The organism is Brevibacillus dissolubilis (assembly GCF_006170445.1).
Taxonomy (GTDB): Bacteria; Bacillota; Bacilli; order Brevibacillales; family Brevibacillaceae; genus Brevibacillus_B; species Brevibacillus_B dissolubilis.
In genome coordinates, this window is sequence record NZ_VCNA01000012.1 from 13719 (window position 1) to 32271 (window position 18553).

Here is an 18553-nt window from a genome sequence, read left to right on the forward strand (position 1 = left end):
TCGCAATCATTAACCAATAAAAGTGTCAGATGGAGGGAAAGCAGGTATGGTCTCTGCCGGAGTGGAAGCGATAAATATTTTTGGGGGATCGGCGTATCTGGATGTAATGGAGCTGGCGAAGCACCGCAATCTGGATTCTGCGCGATTCGAGAATTTATTGATGAAAGAAAAGGCGGTCGCCTTGCCGTATGAAGATCCGGTTACGTATGGCGTGAATGCGGCGAAGCCGATCATTGACTCGTTGTCAGAAGCAGAGAAGGACCGGATTGAGCTGTTGATCACCTGCACCGAATCAGGGATCGATTTCGGGAAATCCATGAGTACCTACATTCATCATTATCTGGGGCTGAACCGAAACTGCCGCTTATTTGAAATCAAGCAAGCCTGTTATTCTGGGGCGGCTGGGTTTCAGATGGCGGTCAATTTTATTTTGTCGCAGTCCTCTCCTGGGGCGAAGGCTTTGGTGGTGGCGACCGATATTTCCCGCTTTTTGGTGGCAGAGGGCGGAGATGCATTGAGTGAGGACTGGTCGTACTCTGAGCCGAGTGCAGGGGCTGGTGCGGTCGCCGTACTGATTGGAGAAAATCCGTCCGTATTCCAAGTGGATGTGGGCGCAACCGGTTATTATGGCTATGAAGTGATGGACACATGCCGTCCGGTGCCAGACAGTGAGGCGGGAGATGCTGACCTGTCCTTGATGTCGTATATGGACTGCTGTGAGCAGACATTCCGCGAATATCAGAGACGGGTACCAGAGGCGGATTATCAGGAGACATTCCAGTACCTTGCTTACCATACTCCGTTCGGAGGGATGGTCAAAGGGGCACATCGAACCATGATGCGCAAGATGACCAAAGCGAATCGCAATGAGATCGAACAGGATTTCGAGACGCGTGTCATACCGGGGATGACCTACTGCCAGCGGGTGGGCAATATCATGGGGGCGACGATGCTGTTGTCCTTGGCAAGTACGGTCGATCAGGGACAGTATACAGCACCGAAACGGGTAGGCTGCTTCTCCTACGGCTCTGGCTGCTGCTCCGAATTCTTCAGCGGTGTGGTGACACCACAGGGGCAGGAACGCCAGCGCCGTTTTGCGATGGAGCGGCATCTCGATGAGCGTTACCAGCTTTCGATGGAAGAGTATGAGGCGATTTTTAAAGGGAATGGAGCCGTGAAATTCGGGACCCGCAATGTCAAATTGGATCTGGATTTCATCCCAGGTGTATTGGCGGCAGGGAAAGGCAAGGAACGGCTGTATCTGGAGGAGATCTCTGAATTCCATCGCAAATACCGGTGGGTCCGATGAATTACCAGACGATACAGGTTCGGTTTCAGGAGTCGATCTGCTACATCAGGCTGTACCGGCCTGAGGCGAACAATACGATCAATGACCGTCTGATCGAAGAGATGCATCATGTGCTGGCGCTGTGTGAGGAAGCCGCAACGGTTGTGGTGCTGGAGGGCTTGCCGGAGGTGTTTTGCTTCGGGGCTGATTTTGACGGGATCTACAACGAGCTGGTCAGCGGGAATCGGACGGCACAGAGTCAGGAGCCGCTGTATGATCTGTGGCTGAAGCTGGCTACCGGGCCATTTATTACGATTTCGCATGTCCGGGGAAAAGTAAATGCGGGTGGCGTCGGGTTCGTGGCTGCGAGTGATATTGTCGTGGCTGATGAGACGGCGCATTTTAGCTTGTCTGAATTGCTGTTTGGATTGTTTCCGGCGTGTGTGCTGCCTTTTTTGGTGCGGAGGATTGGACATCAGAATGCGCATTATCTGACCTTGATGACCCAGCCGATCACGGTGCAGCAGGCACATACCTGGCGCTTGGTGGATGCGTATGAGGCGAACAGTGAGGTGCTTTTGCGCAAGCATCTGGTACGTCTGAGACGGTTGTCGAAGTCTGCTGTGCAGCGGTATAAAAGGTTTTCTGCTGAGTTGAACGATCTGCTGTATCAATCCAAGGGGCTGGCTCTTGCGTCCAATCAAGAGGTGTTTGCCGACCCGCAGAACCAAGAGGGAATCATCCGGTATGTGCAGACCGGGCAATTTCCGTGGGAGAGCCGATAGTACAGCGTTTCCTAATAGATGTAGATGAACCAAATCTGTTACGAGAGTGTGTAAGGAGGCAATATGTCAGAACCTGTTGTTGAGTTACGTGAAATGGAGCCAGGTATTATCCAAGTGAAGATGCAGGATAGAGTCCATAAGAATGCATTTTCAGAAGGGTTGATCCAAGGACTGATCAGTGCTTTTGAAGTCATCCAGAATAACTCACAGTATAAGGTTGTGATTTTAACAGGGTATGATAGCTATTTTGCATCTGGTGGAACACAAGAAGGCTTGTTAAATATCCAACAAGGTAAAACCAAGTTTACTGACGATAACATCTATTCTCTCGCATTGGATTGCAAAATTCCGGTGATTGCGGCGATGCAGGGGCATGGGATCGGGGGCGGCTTCGTCATGGGGCTGTTCGCTGACTTCGTGGTCTTGAGCCGGGAGAGTATCTATACGACGAACTTTATGAAATATGGCTTCACACCTGGCATGGGTGGGACCTTCATCGTTCCGCAGAAGCTCGGGTTCAGCCTCGGACAAGAGCTGCTGATGAATGCGGGCAATTACCGTGGGGCTGATCTGGAGAAAAGAGGAGTGCCCTACCCGGTTCTGCCGCGTCAGGAAGTGATGGGCTATGCGCTGGAACTGGCCCGTGAGCTGGCAGAGAAGCCGCGGCATTCTCTGATTACGTTAAAAGATCATCTGGTGGCACCGCTTCGTGAACAGCTTCCGCGTGTGATCGAGCAGGAGCTGATCATGCATGAGAAGACCTTTCACCAAGCAGAGGTCAAAGAGCGGATCACCCAGCTGTATGGAAGCTAGCCGGGATTCGTGGATGCATAAGAGAATGCACCGAGATGATAGGACCTGCCTTGCGTTTGTGGAAGAGCAGGAGAAATGGAGGGAGCTCTAATTGAGTAAGGTTCATGCTAGTGAAACCATCAATCTGTCAATCAGTCATGGGGAGCAACTACGAAGAGAAGCAGACCACCCAACGATCCTTCCCGACATCTTATATCAAACAGCGAGTAAAGTAGGTGACACCAGAGGCATCATCTATCTGCAGCCAGATGGCACAGAGGTACATCAGTCTTTTGCCGGGCTATGGAACGATGCACTGCGGATTGCACGAGGCCTTCGTCTTGCGGGATTCGGCCCTCAGGATACCGTGGTCTTTCAGCTCGGTGAAAACGATCAGTTCATCCCAGCGTTCTGGGGATGTGTCGCAGCCGGGGTGGTACCCGCTCCGCTCGCTGTCGCCCCGACCTATACGCAGACCAACAGCGGTACGCAGAAGCTGCAAAATGCCCTCATCACCCTGAATCACCCGCCTGTCATCACCAACCGCGACATGCTGGATGAAATGATCGAATGGGCGAAAAGAGAAGGGATTGAGCAGTTCCGGGCTTTTGCCATTGAAGATCTCTATGCAGAGGAGATGGCGGAAGACTGGCATCGCGCTGATCCAGAAGAGATGGCGCTGTTGCTCTTGACCTCCGGCAGTACAGGACTTCCTAAGGCTGTGATGCTGAATCACCGCAACATCGTGAGTATGCTGATCGGTAACATTCAGATGCACGGGTTTACCAGTGAGGATGTGACCTTTAACTGGATGCCACTGGATCATATCGGTGGAATCGGGATGATGCATATGCGCGGTGTCATGCTGGGCTGTCAGGAGATCACCTGCACGAGTGAGACGATTCTGGTCGATCCGCTGAGATGGATGGATTGGATGAATCATTATCGGGCTTCAGTTACATGGGCACCGAACTTTGCCTTTGGGCTGATCGCCGATTTTGCCGACGAGTTCGAAGGGCGGAACTGGGATCTGTCGTGCATGCGTTGTCTGTTCAACGGTGGGGAAGCATTGGTTGCCAAGACAGGACGCAGGCTGCTTGCGTTACTGGAGCCGTACGGGTTGCCAGCCAACGCAATTGTCCCGGCTTGGGGGATGTCGGAGACCTCGTCTGGCGTGATTTTTTCACGGGAATTCACGAGAGCCACGACCAGTGATGAGGATGAGTTCGTCGAGATCGGTCTGCCGATGCCAGGTTTTTCGATGAGAATTGCCGATGATCAGAACGAAGTGGTAGAAGAAGGCGTGATCGGGCGCTTCCAAGTGTCCGGGCTTTCTGTCACGAGTGGCTACTATCGCCGTCCGGAGCTCAATGAGACAGTCTTCACGGCTGACGGCTGGTTTGATACAGGAGACCTCGGGTATCTGCGCAATGGCCGTCTGACCATTACGGGCCGCAACAATGATGCGATTATCATCAACGGGATCAACTATTACAGCCATGCGATCGAATCAGCGGTCGAGGAATTGCCGGAGATCGAGACTTCTTATACAGCGGCATGCGGGGTTCGTCTGAATGACGATACGACCGACCAGCTGGCGATCTTCTTCGTTACAGCCACAGCGCTTACGGATGCAGAGATGGCACAGCTGCTGAGAAAAATCCGCTCCCATATGGCTCAGACCGTCGGGATTACGCCTGATTATCTCTTGCCGCTGGATCGAGAGCAGATTCCCAAGACGGCGATTGGCAAAATCCAGCGTGCTCAGCTGAAAAAAGCGTTTGAAAAAGGCGAGTTCGCTGACCTGCTTGAGCTTTTGGAGCTGGTCATCCGAGGCGGGCAAGGGGCTGTCCAAGACAAGCAGACAGACAAGGTGACGAGAGAAGACATCCAGCAGGAGCTGATCCGCTTTTTCATAGAGGATCTGAATATTACTCCAGAGTGGGTGGAGCCAGACACCAATATCCACAGCATCGGGATCAATTCCATCGCGTTGATGAAAATGATGCGGATGGTCGACAAAGGCTACCGTGTCAAGCTGACAGCGAGAGATATGTTCAAGTATCCGACCCTGCATGCCTTAGCGGGCTATCTGGCGGAAAAAGCAGAAAAAGCAGCGGCCAGCGCGAAAACGCAGAACAAGCCGACTGCCACTGCCATGGACGCGAAGAGCATGATCCCGAAACAGACGGGTGCCAAGACATCCTTCCAGACCCCGCTTTCCGAAGTACAGAAAGGATTGTGGGCGCTGCAAAAAATATCGCCTGAAACCACGGCGTACAATGTTCCACTTGGCTTCCATTTTACATCCAAGCTGGATATCGAGAAGCTGAAGCAGGCGTTCCGTCACGTCACCCGGCAACACCCGATCCTGACAAGTGCGATCCATGAGGAAAATGGAGCACCGTACATAAAAACACAGCCATCCCAGCCGCTGATCTTTTCGGTGGAGGATGTATCGGGCTTGGAAGAGACTGAGATACTTCCATATCTGAGAGGCAAGGTAAAAGAGCCGTTTGTCTTCGGGCAAGGCTCATTGATGCGTACCTACATCTTGTCGCGCTCGGAGACGGAGCATTACCTGCTGGTTGTGTTCCACCATCTGATCTTCGACGGGGTATCGTCTGTGACATTTATCCAGAGCCTGCTGGATGGATACAAGCGATTGATGAAGGGTGAGCAGCTGGAGGTCGTGCCGCTGTCCGCGTCCTTTGATGAGTTCGTCATGTGGGAACAGGAGATGCTCGCAGGCGAGGAAGGCGAGGGGCACCGTGCGTATTGGCTGGAACAGCTGTCAGGAGAGCTGCCGACGCTTCAGCTTCCGGCCGACCGTCCGGCACGCTCCGACCTGCAGATCGAGGGGCAGACCTATACCAGAGTGCTTCCGGCTGACTTGATCGGACGGATTAAGGCATTTGCCAAGCAGCATGCCAAGAATGTATCGACTGTCCTGCTCAGCAGCTATATGGTGCTGTTGAACCGCTATTCGGGTCAGGACGAGATCGTCGTGGGGATGCCTGCGATGGTACGACCGGAGGAACGTTTTGATGCGGTGATCGGTTATTTCCTCAATATGATTCCGATTCGCGCACAGATTGCGGCAGAGGAATCGTTCTTGGAGTTCGTCAACCAATTGCAGATGACCGTACTGGATGGGGTAGATCATGCTCACTATCCGTTTACGCGAATGATTCGTGACCTGAACATCCCGCGTGACCATGTGGGCTTCCCGATTTTCCAGACGGGCTTCTATTATCAAAACTACCTGCAATCGACCAGCTACCAAGAGATGCTGGGGCAGTACGGTGAGACCGTCTCTGTGGACTTCTTGGATGGGGTCTATCAGGAGGGTGAATTCGACTTAGCATTTGAGCTATGGGATCAGGAAGAGAAGATGGAGCTGCACATCAAGTACAATGCGGACCGATTCGACCTGACCACGATTGAGCGCATGTACGATCGTTATATCCATCTGATCGAGACGATGATCGAGAATCCAGAGTTGGCGGTAAAAGAGTACTCACTCGTATCGAGGGAAGAAGAGCAGACGATGCTGCATACGTGGAATGCAACACAGGAAGCGTATCCGGATGCATGCTTCCATGAATTGTTCGAGCAGCAGGCCGCCAAGACTCCTGATGCTGTCGCGGTAGTCTATGAGCAGGAATCTCTCACCTACCGGGAATTGAATGAGAAAAGCACACGTCTTGCGATGTACCTGCAAGCGCAAGGGGCAGGTCCGGACCGCTTAATCGGAATCTGTGTGGAACGCTCGCTTGATATGATAGTGGGGCTGTTGGGGATTCTGAGGGCGGGAGCGACATATGTGCCGCTCGATCCGGACTATCCAGAGGAACGATTGGCCTACATGCTCGAAGACAGCCAAGCATCCATCGTGCTGACACAAGCTCCGTTACGCAGTAAGTTCGATCAGCTAAGTGCAGGTAAGCAAGCACAGGTCGTTCTTTTGGACACCGATTGGGACGAAATCGAGCGTATCGCACGTGAGGCGAACGAGAGTGGCACGTTGAAGCGTGAAGTGACTCCAAACCATCTCGCTTACGTGATCTATACCTCCGGCAGTACCGGCAAACCAAAAGGAGTCATGATCCCGCATCAGGCCCTAACCAACTTCTTGGTGACGATGTCTCACAAACCGGGCTTGCAGGCAAGTGACCGACTGCTTGCCGTGACCACGTATTCGTTTGACATCGCAGGTCTGGAGCTGTTCTTGCCGCTGATGGTGGGCGCCCAATGCTATATCTGTGCAGCGGAGACAGCGAAAAATGCGGACAAGCTCCAACAAGAGATTCAGAAGCACAAGCCGACCGTGATGCAGGCGACGCCGGTCACATGGACGATGCTTTTCCAATCCGGCTGGAAAAATGAAGAGCAGGTCAAAATCCTCTGCGGCGGCGAAGCGCTGTCCCCTGGGCTGAAGCAGCATTTTACCCGGACGGGCAGTGAAGCATGGAATATGTTCGGCCCGACTGAGACGACCATCTGGTCAACAATTCAGCGTATAGAGGCTGACGAACCAGTCACGATCGGCAAGCCGATTGCCAACACACAGGTGTATATCGTCGATGCGAATCTCAAGCTCACTCCAGCAGGAATTCCGGGAGAACTATGCATCGCAGGAGACGGCTTGGCCAGAGGCTATTACAACAAGCCTGAACTCACCCAAGAGAAATTCGTCGACAATCCGTTCCAGCCGGGAACCAAGCTGTACCGAACCGGCGATTTGGCGCGCTGGCTGCCGAACGGTCAGATCGAATGCCTGGGACGGATGGACAACCAAGTCAAAATCCGCGGCTTCCGCATCGAGCTGGGAGCAATCGAGAGCCGGATCGGCGAACACACAGGCGTACGGGACAATGCGGTCGTCGTTCACCAGCACAACGACAACAAAAAGCTGGTGGCCTACTATACGGCAACCGACCTTAAAGCCATCCCGACTCCGCAAGAGCTGCGCGACCATGTAAAAGCAAGCTTGCCTGACTACATGGTTCCTGTGCATTTCGTCCAGCTCGACAAGATGCCGCTGACCCCCAACGGCAAAATCAACCGTAAAGATCTCGAAAAAAGAGAGGTAACCCTGACACGCCCAGAACAACGGATCATGCCACAATCTCGTGTGGAGGAGACCATCCAGACGATTTGGCAGGATGTGCTTGGGATCAGCAACATCGGGCCGGAAGACGGATTTTTCGATGTCGGTGGAGATTCGGTGCTTGCTGTCTCCGTGGTCGAGCGCATCAAGCAGGAGCTGGCTTGCGAGCTGAGTGTAACCGATTTGTTCGAGTATCCGAATATCAAAGCGGTCAGTGCCTATGTCAACAAACAAAAAGGGAACGTTCCGACCGGATATACAGATTTGACAGACTTGCCAGAAGGTGCAGGATCGGCCATCAACGAGCGGGGAAGTCATGAAAAACAGCAAAACCATTCAAAAGATCGAGCGGATGATCTTCCTTCTTATTACAAAGACAGCCTGGCGATTATCGGTATGTCTTGCCAATTTCCGGGAGCGAAAAACCATGTGGAGTTCTGGAATAACCTCCGTGAAGGCAAAGAGAGCATCAAGTTCTTCACCGAAGAAGAGCTGCTTGGCATGGGTGTGCCCGAAGAACTGGTGAAGAATCCAAGCTTCGTCCCGGTACAGTCCACAATTGACGGGAAGGATCTGTTCGACCCAAGCTTTTTCAATATCTCGGTAAAAGATGCCGAGTTCATGGACCCGCAGCTAAGACTGTTGCTGCTCCACTCCTGGAAAGCGATCGAGGATGCAGGATATGTCTCCAAGCAGATTCCAAAAACCAGTGTCTACATGTCAGCAAGCAACAACTCCTACCGCGCCATGCTGCCTGATGAGTCAACCGACATGTTCCAGTCACCTGACGGCTATGTATCGTGGGTGCTGGCTCAGAGCGGGACGATCCCGACGATGATTTCGCATAAGCTGGGTCTGAAGGGGCCGAGCTATTTTGTGCATTCCAACTGCTCGTCTTCGTTGGTCGGATTGCATTCTGCGTACCAGAGCCTGCTGTCTGGTGAATCCGAGTATGCCTTGGTCGGAGGGACGACACTGTATTCCCAGTCGAGCATGGGATATGTGCACCAGACGGGCCTGAACTTCTCAAGTGACGGGCATGTCAAGGCGTTCGACGCTTCCGCAGACGGGATGATCGGCGGAGAAGGGGTTGCCGTCATCGTACTGAAAAAAGCGATCGATGCGGTAAAAGACGGTGATCATATCTATGCCCTGCTCAGAGGCGTCGGCCTCAACAACGACGGTGCGGACAAGGTCGGCTTCTATGCACCAAGCGTCAAGGGCCAAGCCGAGGTCATCCAAGAGGTGTTGGACAAGACCAACATCGATCCAGAGACCATCAGCTATATGGAGGCGCACGGGACAGGCACGAAGCTGGGAGACCCGATTGAGCTTGCGGCTTTGAACACGGTGTATAAGCAGTTTACGGACAAAAAGCAGTTCTGCGGGATCGGCTCGGTGAAGACCAATATCGGGCACACAGATACCGCCGCGGGTCTGGCTGGCTGCATCAAGGTGGCGATGAGCCTGTACCACGGTGAGCTTGCTCCGTCCCTTAACTATCAAGAGCCGAATCCGAATCTGGACTTGGTCAACTCTCCGTTTTATGTGGTGAAGGAGAGAAAAGCCTTGGAAAAAGGTATTCGTCCGCATCGGGCTGCACTCAGTTCATTCGGGCTTGGTGGTACGAATACTCACGCGATTTTTGAACAATGCATCGAAGCGGTGTCATCGGTAAAACCAAGCGGGGAAGCGGCGGTCATCCGTCCGTATCTCATCCCGGTATCAGCGAAAAACAAGACTCGTCTGCAAGCCTATGTGCAGGATCTTCTGACTTTCCTCGATACGTATCACTGGAACACTGGCTCGCTGGCTGATCTCGCCTATACATTCCAAGTAGGGCGGGAAGCGATGGACAGCCGGGTGATTTTTATCGCGGAGGATCTCGATCAGCTCAAGCAGCAGCTGACGGATTTCATCCAAGTGAAAGAAAAGATCGACGGTTGCCTTCGCGGTGAACGAAAACAAGCCAAAGACGCCGCTTGGCTGGAGGAAGACGAAGACAGTGCAGAGCTGATCCGTACTTGGCTCGCCAAAGGCAAAGTGAACAAGCTGGCAGACATCTGGTGCAAGGGACTTCATGTCGATTGGGCACTGCTCTATCAGCATACAGACAAGCCTCGCCGGATGAGTCTGCCGACGTATCCATTCGCACAGGAACGTTATTGGATTCCGCAGGTGGAGACCACCAAGGCAAAAGCCGTAAGCACTGGCGCAGTGGCTGGGACGGTTGCGACAGCAAGCATCCTGCATCCGTTGCTGCATCAGAACACCTCTGATTTGTCAGAACAGCGCTTTACTTCTACGTTTACAGGCGAAGAATTCTTCCTCGCTGACCATGTGGTGAGAGGGAAGCCGATCTTGCCGGGGGTAGCGTATCTGGAGATGGCACGGGCCGCAGTGAATCAAGCGGCAGGGCTTGCGAAGGATACCAGCACCCGAATCAGACTGGGGCATGTCGTGTGGGTTCAGCCGATTGTAGTCGATTACCAGCCGACAGAGGTGCATATCGGACTCTACCCAGAAGAGAACGGAAAAATTGCTTATGAGGTCTACAGCCTGACAGAGGATGAAACAGAGAATGAATCCGATGCTGTCGTACACGGCCAAGGCAGTGTGGAATTGATCACAGCGGCAGAAGCAGACGCTGTCCATCTGGCAGAGATACGGGAACGGTGCAATCAAAGCGAGATTTCCCCTGTTGATTTTTATGAAGAGGCGAACAGCAGAGGCATTGCGTTCGGTTCCGGGTTCCGTGGGATTGAAAAAGTGTATGTAGGTCATGGAGAGGTATTGGGCAAGCTGACTTTGCCTGAATCCGTAGCGGCCACACTGGATCAGTTCGTCCTGCATCCGAGTATGATGGATGCCGCTGTGCAGACCGGTACGATCTGCATCATGCAAGGATATGCTGATCAGAAGCTGCTGCTGCCTTTTGCCTTAGAAGAGCTGGAAGTGATCGGGAAATGCGCTTCTTCCATGTGGGCTTATGCACGATACAGCCAAGGCAACAAGGTCGGAGATGCGGTACAGCGTGTTGATATCGACCTGTGTGATGACACCGGAGCTGTCTGCGCGCGGATCAAAGGCTTCTCGACGCGTGTGCTGGAGGGTGGCGTCCAATCAGCCGATTCGGCGTCCAAACGGGAAGTTCTGATGCTCGAACCAGTCTGGAAGGAACAAGAGGCTGTTGTAGAAGCGCAGGCTTCCGTACATGAATATGTGGAGCATACCGTCTTTCTATGTGAAGCGACCCAAGCAGCTCGTGAACACATCGCATCTCATATGGCGGACGTCAATGTGGTTACCCTGGGTACTGGCATTGGCGGCGAGGACGGAACACCTGCCGACCGTTACCAAGCCTACACAGAGCAGCTGTTCGAACGCATCCAAGCGATCCTCAACGCCAAGCCACAAGGCAATGTCCTCCTGCAAGTCGTGGTCTCCACGCAAGGCGAGCAGCAGTTGTTTGCCGGATTGACAGGCTTACTCAAAACAGCCCGTCTGGAAAACGCCAAGCTAATCGGTCAGCTGATCGAGATCGGCGGCGAAGACCAAGAGAGCTTTGCAAATGTGGCGGAAAAGCTGAAAGCCGACAGCCAAAGCCCAAGCGACAAGCATATCCGTTACCAAGACGGCAAGCGCTATGTGACCGACTGGCGTGAGATGACCCCTGCACAGCCTGCGGACGGAGAACAGATGCCATTACCGTGGAAAGACAGCGGGATTTACCTCATCACGGGTGGTGCGGGTAGCTTAGGCCTGCTTTTTGCCCGGGAAATCGTACAGCAGGTACAACACGCAGGACTGATCCTCACCGGACGCTCTGCTCTCACAGCGGACAAAGCACAACAGCTGGACGAGCTTCGTGCACTGGGAGCCAACGTCACCTACAAGCAGACCGATGTGACCGATCAACAAGCGGCCCGTCAGCTGATCCAAGAAATCGTACAGGAATACGGCAAGCTCGACGGCATCATCCACGGCGCGGGTCTGATCAAAGACAATTTCATCGTCAAAAAACCGCTCACCGAGCTGCAAGAGGTCATGGCGCCAAAAGTAGCCGGACTGGTCAATCTGGACGAAGCGAGCAAAGAACTGGCGCTTGATTTCCTGATTCTGTTCTCCTCCATCTCCGGCAGTATGGGCAACGCGGGTCAGGCCGACTACGCCGCAGCCAATACCTTCATGGATGCATATGCCGCGTACCGCAACACGCTGACAGCCTCCAAGCAACGCCATGGAAAAACCTTATCGATCAACTGGCCGCTGTGGAAAGAGGGCGGGATGCATGTTGATGCCGAGACCGAGAAAATGATGCTGCAAAACATCGGGATTGCCCCGATGAAAACGAAGAACGGTCTCAGAGCACTCTATCAGGCGTTTGCTTCTGAGAAGAGTCAGGTATTCGTCGTGGAGGGCAACATCAATAAGCTCAAGCAGAAGCTCTTTGCCGCTCCGACACCGCCAAAAGTGCAACCTCGCGAAGCACAGGGGGTGCAAGTGAGCGGTGCGGGCGTTGAGACAGAAGGGCTTTTTGATAAGGTAGCGGAGTCTCTCAAGCAGATCGCTTCCAACATCTTGAGAGTGAATCCTCAAGATATTTATGTAGATTCGGAGCTGGGCGAGTATGGCTTTGATTCCATCTCCTTCACTCAGTTTGCGAATCAGATCAATCAGGAATATCAAGTCGATGTGGCGCCAACGATCTTCTTCGAGCACGGGACGCTGGAGAGCCTGATCGAAGCGCTGATCAGTGAGTATCAGTCGAAGCTGGCGGAGAAATTCGCCGGGTCATCGGCGGTCGCTGCTCCAAAAGCCGTTGCAGAACAGGGGACGGCGGTGGAACCTGTCGGGGGAGAGATCGAACCAGCCGTCGAACAGCCAGCACCTGTAGCTTCGAGACAGCGTAGAAGAAGCCGTTTTGCCCAGGTAGCGGTAGCCGCTGCTGCGACAGAGGTGAAAGCAAAGGCACGCGACTTCGAACCAATCGCCATCGTCGGGATCAGCGGGAAATTCCCGGGGGCACGAGACCTCGATGAATTCTGGAAAAACCTCGCCGAAGGCAAAGATACGATCACCGAAGTACCAAAAGACCGCTGGGACTGGCAGGAGTACTATGGAGACCCGGCTGAACCGAATAAGACCAATATCAAGTGGGGCGGCTTTATCGATGGCGTGTCCGAGTTTGATCCGTTATTCTTCGGGATTTCTCCGAGAGAGGCGCACTATATCGATCCACAGCAGCGCCTGTTGCTGACCTACGCATGGAAGGCAATCGAGGACGCAGGATGCACAGCCCAGAGCCTTTCCGGGTCGAAAACAGGTGTGTTCATCGGTACAGGCAATACGGGATACAAAGATCTGTTCTACAAAGCTAATATCCCGCTCGAAGGTCATGCCACTACAGGCAGTCTGATCCCATCTGTCGGGCCTAACCGTTTGAGCTACTTCCTCAACCTTCACGGGCCAAGTGAACCTGTTGAGACTGCTTGCTCCAGCTCACTGGTTGCGATCCACCGTGCTGTGTCTTGCATCCAAGACGGAAGCTGTGACATGGCAATCGCAGGCGGCGTGAACACGATCCTGACGCCAGAAGCCCACATCAGCTACAGCAAAGCGGGCATGCTCAGCATCGACGGACACTGCAAAACCTTCTCCGTCGGTGCAGACGGTTATGTACGGGGTGAAGGTGTCGGGATGGTCATGCTCAAAAAGCTGTCCGATGCCGAACGCGATCAGAACCATATCTACGGTGTCATCCGAGGCACAGCGGAAAACCACGGCGGACGGGCTAACAACCTGACCTCGCCGAATCCGAAGGCACAAGCCGACCTACTGGTGACCGCCTATAAAAAAGCGGGTATCGATCCACGCACCGTCACCTATATCGAAGCACACGGAACCGGCACAGAGCTGGGTGACCCAATCGAGATCAATGGCTTGAAGGCTGCTTTTAAAGAGCTGTACCAGGAAATCGGGGAAACAGACCCGGCAGCACATCAGTGCGGGATCGGCTCTGTGAAGTCTAACATCGGTCATCTGGAGCTGGCCGCGGGTATCTCCGGCGTGATCAAAATCCTGCTCCAACTGAAACACAAGACCTTAGTCAAAAGCGTACACAGCGAGACGCTTAATCCATATATCCAGCTCAAGGACAGTCCATTCTACATCGTGCAGGAAAAAGCCGAGTGGAAAGTACTCCTCGATGAGACAGGGAAGGAGCTGCCGCGCCGGGCGGGTGTAAGCTCGTTCGGAATCGGAGGTGTCAACGCGCATATCGTGATTGAGGAATATATCCCGAAAGACGAAGTGTCGCAAGCACCTAACGTCACTCCAGACCATCCTGCCGTCATCCTGCTGTCTGCCAAGAATGAAAAGAGACTTCAGGATCAAGCAGAACAACTGCTCGCTGCCATCCGCGAAGGTACGTACAGTGACAAGGATCTGAGCCGCATCGCTTATACACTCCAGACCGGGCGTGAAGCGATGGAAGAGCGTCTGGCTCTGATCGTAGGCAGTATCGCCCAACTGGAAGAGAAGCTCCAAGCCTTCGCCGACGGCAAAAAAGGCGTCGAGGACCTCTTCCGTGGACAGGCCAACCGCAACAAAGAGACGCTGGCTATTTTTGCAGGCGATGAAGATATGGCGATGGCCATTGATTCTTGGATCAGCAAGCGAAAATACGCCAAGCTGCTCGATCTCTGGGTAAAAGGTCTGAACGTCGACTGGAACAAGCTGTATGGCGGGAATAAGCCGCGCCTCATCAGCCTGCCGACCTATCCATTTGCCAGAGACATCTACTGGTTGCCGGAGGATATGGCTTTGGCTCCAGACAACAAGCAGGGAGTTGCTTCTCATGCTGGTGGGAATGCCCATGCCACATCGCTGCATAGCTCTGCGGGTGCAAAGCAGCGCAACCACCGTTTCCTGACGAAGCAGTGGGAACTGAGTCCAGCTGTTGCGAGGGAAAAAGGCATCCGCACCATCGCAATCCTGACCAATCAGGTGACGGCGAAGCTGGCGGTCGAGCTTTCTCAGTACTTCCCAGAGCATCTGATCTTGAATGTAGAGCAGATGAATCCGCAGACATTTGATTACGACTGGAAGGGCTTTGACGGTATTGTCGATCTCGTCGGCTGCGGCAACGATTCAGATGAGTCCACAGGCTGGATCAAGTGGCTGCAAAACCTGATCGAGTACGGACATAAAGAAGGCATGATGCTTCTTGGTATCACCAGCCGATTAGAACCGTTCCGCAATTCTTCTATTAATATGTCAGGTGCTGCACGGGCTGGTCTGTACCGCATGCTGCAAAGCGAGTACAGCCATCTCAGATCCAGACACATGGATACAGATGCAACCAACGAAGAGTCTATTTTGGCCCAACAAATTGCCGCTGAGTTCTATGCTGACAGTGAAGAGCCGGAAGTATGCTACCGAGACGGTATGCGTTATCGTGTTTTCTTGGCAGAGCAGTCCGAGCTTGAAAAAATCGCTGTCTATCCGTCGGCAAAAACCTTCCCAGAGGATCATGTCCTGTTGATCACCGGAGGTACACGAGGGCTTGGCTTCTTATGTGCCCGACATTTTGTCCAACAATACGGCGTGAAAAAGCTGGTGTTGACGGGTCGAGAACAGCTACCGCCTCGTGAGCAGTGGGATCTGCATAAGTCATCCAACACATCGACAGCACAGAAGCTTCAAGCGATTCAAGAGCTGGAAGCCCAAGGGGTGCAAGTCCAAGTAGTGTCGCTTCCCCTGTCCGATTCGGCTGCCGTCGAGCAAAGCCTGAATCAGATCAAGCAGACGATGGGGCCAATTGGCGGTGTCCTGCATTGTGCGGGTATTACCGATATGACGACCCTCGCCTTTATCCGCAAGACCAAGAGCGATATCCAGAACGTGCTGGAGCCTAAGATTGCGGGGCTGAACAACCTGTACCGTGTGCTCCGTCATGAGCCATTGCAGTTCTTTGTTCTGTTCTCTTCTGTATCCGCGATCATCCCGGTACTCGGTGCGGCGCAAGGCGATTATGCGATGGCGAATGCGTATATGGACTATTTTGCTGAAGCGAATCGAGAGAATACCCCGTTCGTCAGCATCCAGTGGCCGAACTGGAAAGAGACGGGTATGGGCGAAGTGTCTAACCGCAACTATACCGAAAGCGGCCTATTGAGCATCACCAATGCAGAGGGTCTGCATGCTTTGGATCAGATTCTCGGTCAGAAGGCGCATACCGTTGTATTGCCTGCAGTGGTGGATCCGGGTCAGTGGAGACCGGGGCGCCTGATGAGACGCACACTGCTCGATCCTGCTCTGGCAGCTGGGTCATCATCACAGGCTGGTGCTTCCCAACGACGTACCGATTCTCGTAACGGGTTGAAAGAAACCAAAGCTTCTGGCAGTGCGGGTGCAAGTGCTTCTGCTCGATCGAAGACTCTTACAGAAAATACCCAAGCATGGTTGACAGAATTGTTCTCGGAAGAGCTTAGAATCGATCCTGCACAGCTGGAAATCGATCAGCCGTTCCAAGATTACGGTGTGGATTCAATCATTCTCGCTCAGTTGCTACAACGGATTAACCGGGCAATCACCACAAGCCTTGACCCGTCGATTCTGTATGAGTATCCGACCATTCAGCTTTTTGCGGATTGGCTGGTGAATACGCATGCGGGCTCTTTGGCACAGGTATTCGGACAAGCAGAGATGAGTGAGCCGGCAGAGCCAAAAGAGCCAATGACCACAGAAGCCACGAACGGGACCGGATTGGATGCGACGGAGCATCTGCTGGCAGATACGCAAGCATGGCTGGTGGGGTTGTTCTCCGAAGAGCTGAAGATCGACCGCGAGTTTTTAGACATGGAGGAGCCATTCCAGGATTATGGGGTGGATTCGATCATCCTCGCACAGCTGCTGCAACGGATTAACCGGACAATCAGGACGAGTCTTGATCCGTCGATTCTGTATGAGTATCCGACCATTCAGGTGTTTGCGGAGTGGCTCGTGGAGACGCATGCAGATGCATTGGCGTCGATTTTTGAGCGTCCGACGGCTGAGGTCGCGTCCGTACAGGTGATTGCGGAACAGCATGCAGCAGAACCAATAACCGCAAAACCAACAACAGCAGACCAGCTTCGTTCTTCCACATTCCAATCAAATGTGATCTCTGGTGCGAACGCTGAGGATATCGCCGTCGTCGGTCTTTCCTGCCGCTTCCCAGGAGCGGACACGCTGGAATCTTACTGGGAGCTCCTTTCCCAAGGGCGCTCGGCAGTCCGGCAAGTCCCGGCAGAACGCTGGGGCTATCAATCCCCGTACTATGCAGGAACGATCAATCACATCAACGAGTTCGACCCGGGCTTCTTCCTGCTTCCAGAAGAGGATGTCACCGCGATGGACCCACAGGCTTTGATCGTGTTGGAAGAGTGCCTCAAGCTGTGGTATCACGCGGGCTATACCCATACAGAAATCAAGGGGAAAGCCATCGGTGTCTACCTCGGAGGCCGAAGCCAGCATAAACCGACGGAGGAGAATCTTCTCCATGCGCGAAATCCAATCGTCGCCGTCGGACAGAACTACTTAGCGGCCAACATCTCGCAATTTTTTGATGTACGTGGGCCAAGTCTCGTATTAGATACCGCCTGCTCCTCCGCTATGGTGGGTATGAATATGGCGGTCCAAGCCCTGCGCAGTGGTGATATCGAAGCCGCTGTCGTCGGCGGGGTCAGCCTGTTGCAGTCAGATGCCACCCACCGACTGTTTGAGCAGCGCGATATTTTGTGCCCGGAACCGACCTTCCATGTCTTTGACGAGCGCGCCGACGGGGTAGTCCTCGGGGAAGGCGTTGGAATGGTACTGCTCAAAACCGTGAAGCAAGCCATGCAGGACGGTGATTCCATCTATGCCGTCATCAAGGCGGCGGCGATCAATAACGACGGAAGAACCGCAGGCCCAGCGACACCGAACCTGCAAGCCCAGAAGGATGTCATGCAGGCAGCTCTTGCGAAAAGCGGGAAGAAGCCTGAAGAGATCGGCTACATCGAAGCGAACGGCTCAGGCTCGATGGTGACCGACCTGCTGGAGCTCAAGGCGATCCAATCTATCTACCGGCCTGCAACTGTCGCGGGAAGTCATCCCCTGGGTCTTGGCTCGATCAAGCCAAACATCGGGCATCCGCTCTGCGCGGAAGGCATCGCCAGCTTTATCAAGGTGGTGCTGATGCTGGGTCACCGCCAGTTTGTTCCATTCTTATCCGGTGACCAGCCGATGAAGCATTTTGACAGAGAAGCGGCGAACATCACGTTCAGCCGGGCACTGGAAGAATGGACAGCCCCTGTGCCAATCGCGGGGATCAACTGCTTCGCAGACGGAGGCACCAATGCACATGTGATCGTCGAGGCTTGGAAAGAAGATACCGCCCATACGGTGAGACGTCGCCCACTGCCAGTTCCTGCGCTGAATAAACGCCCGATTGCACCACAAGGTACCGGACATTCATCGATACAACCGGAACAGCAGTCGTCCCCAACCGTTACGGCAAACATATGGGACACTTATGAAGTGGAGGTCTAA

The 18553-nt window shown here is 53.6% G+C and carries 4 protein-coding genes; all 4 read left to right on the plus strand.

The genetic code is table 11. From position 1 onward, the window contains the following. The first annotated feature begins 46 nt into the window (after window positions 1-46). The 4 genes from FGI41_RS19850 (at window position 47) to FGI41_RS19865 (ending at window position 18553) form a co-directional block, all read left to right on the plus strand. Window positions 47-1309, plus strand: coding sequence for a hydroxymethylglutaryl-CoA synthase family protein (locus FGI41_RS19850; RefSeq protein ID WP_139492057.1), 1263 nt, complete (start codon window positions 47-49; stop codon window positions 1307-1309). Next, the gene (locus FGI41_RS19855) at window positions 1306-2073 is read left to right on the plus strand and encodes an enoyl-CoA hydratase/isomerase (protein WP_139492058.1); all 768 of its coding nucleotides are present in this window, start codon (window positions 1306-1308) and stop codon (window positions 2071-2073) included. Before FGI41_RS19850 ends, FGI41_RS19855 begins: the two co-directional genes overlap by 4 nt. 63 nt (window positions 2074-2136) lie before the next feature. After that, entirely contained in the window at window positions 2137-2886 is a 750-nt protein-coding gene (locus FGI41_RS19860) for a polyketide synthase (RefSeq protein ID WP_139492059.1), read from the plus strand. Window positions 2887-2977: 91 nt separating this feature from the next. Further along, a complete protein-coding gene (locus tag FGI41_RS19865; RefSeq protein ID WP_139492060.1) occupies window positions 2978-18553 on the plus strand; it encodes a non-ribosomal peptide synthetase in 15576 nt (5191 codons plus the stop codon).

Coding starts and splice junctions, on each gene's coding strand:
- FGI41_RS19850 (WP_139492057.1), top strand. CDS start 47: ATGGTCTCTGCCGGAGTGGAAGCGATAAATATTTTTGGGGGATCGGCG.
- FGI41_RS19855 (WP_139492058.1), top strand. CDS start 1,306: ATGAATTACCAGACGATACAGGTTCGGTTTCAGGAGTCGATCTGCTAC.
- FGI41_RS19860 (WP_139492059.1), top strand. CDS start 2,137: ATGTCAGAACCTGTTGTTGAGTTACGTGAAATGGAGCCAGGTATTATC.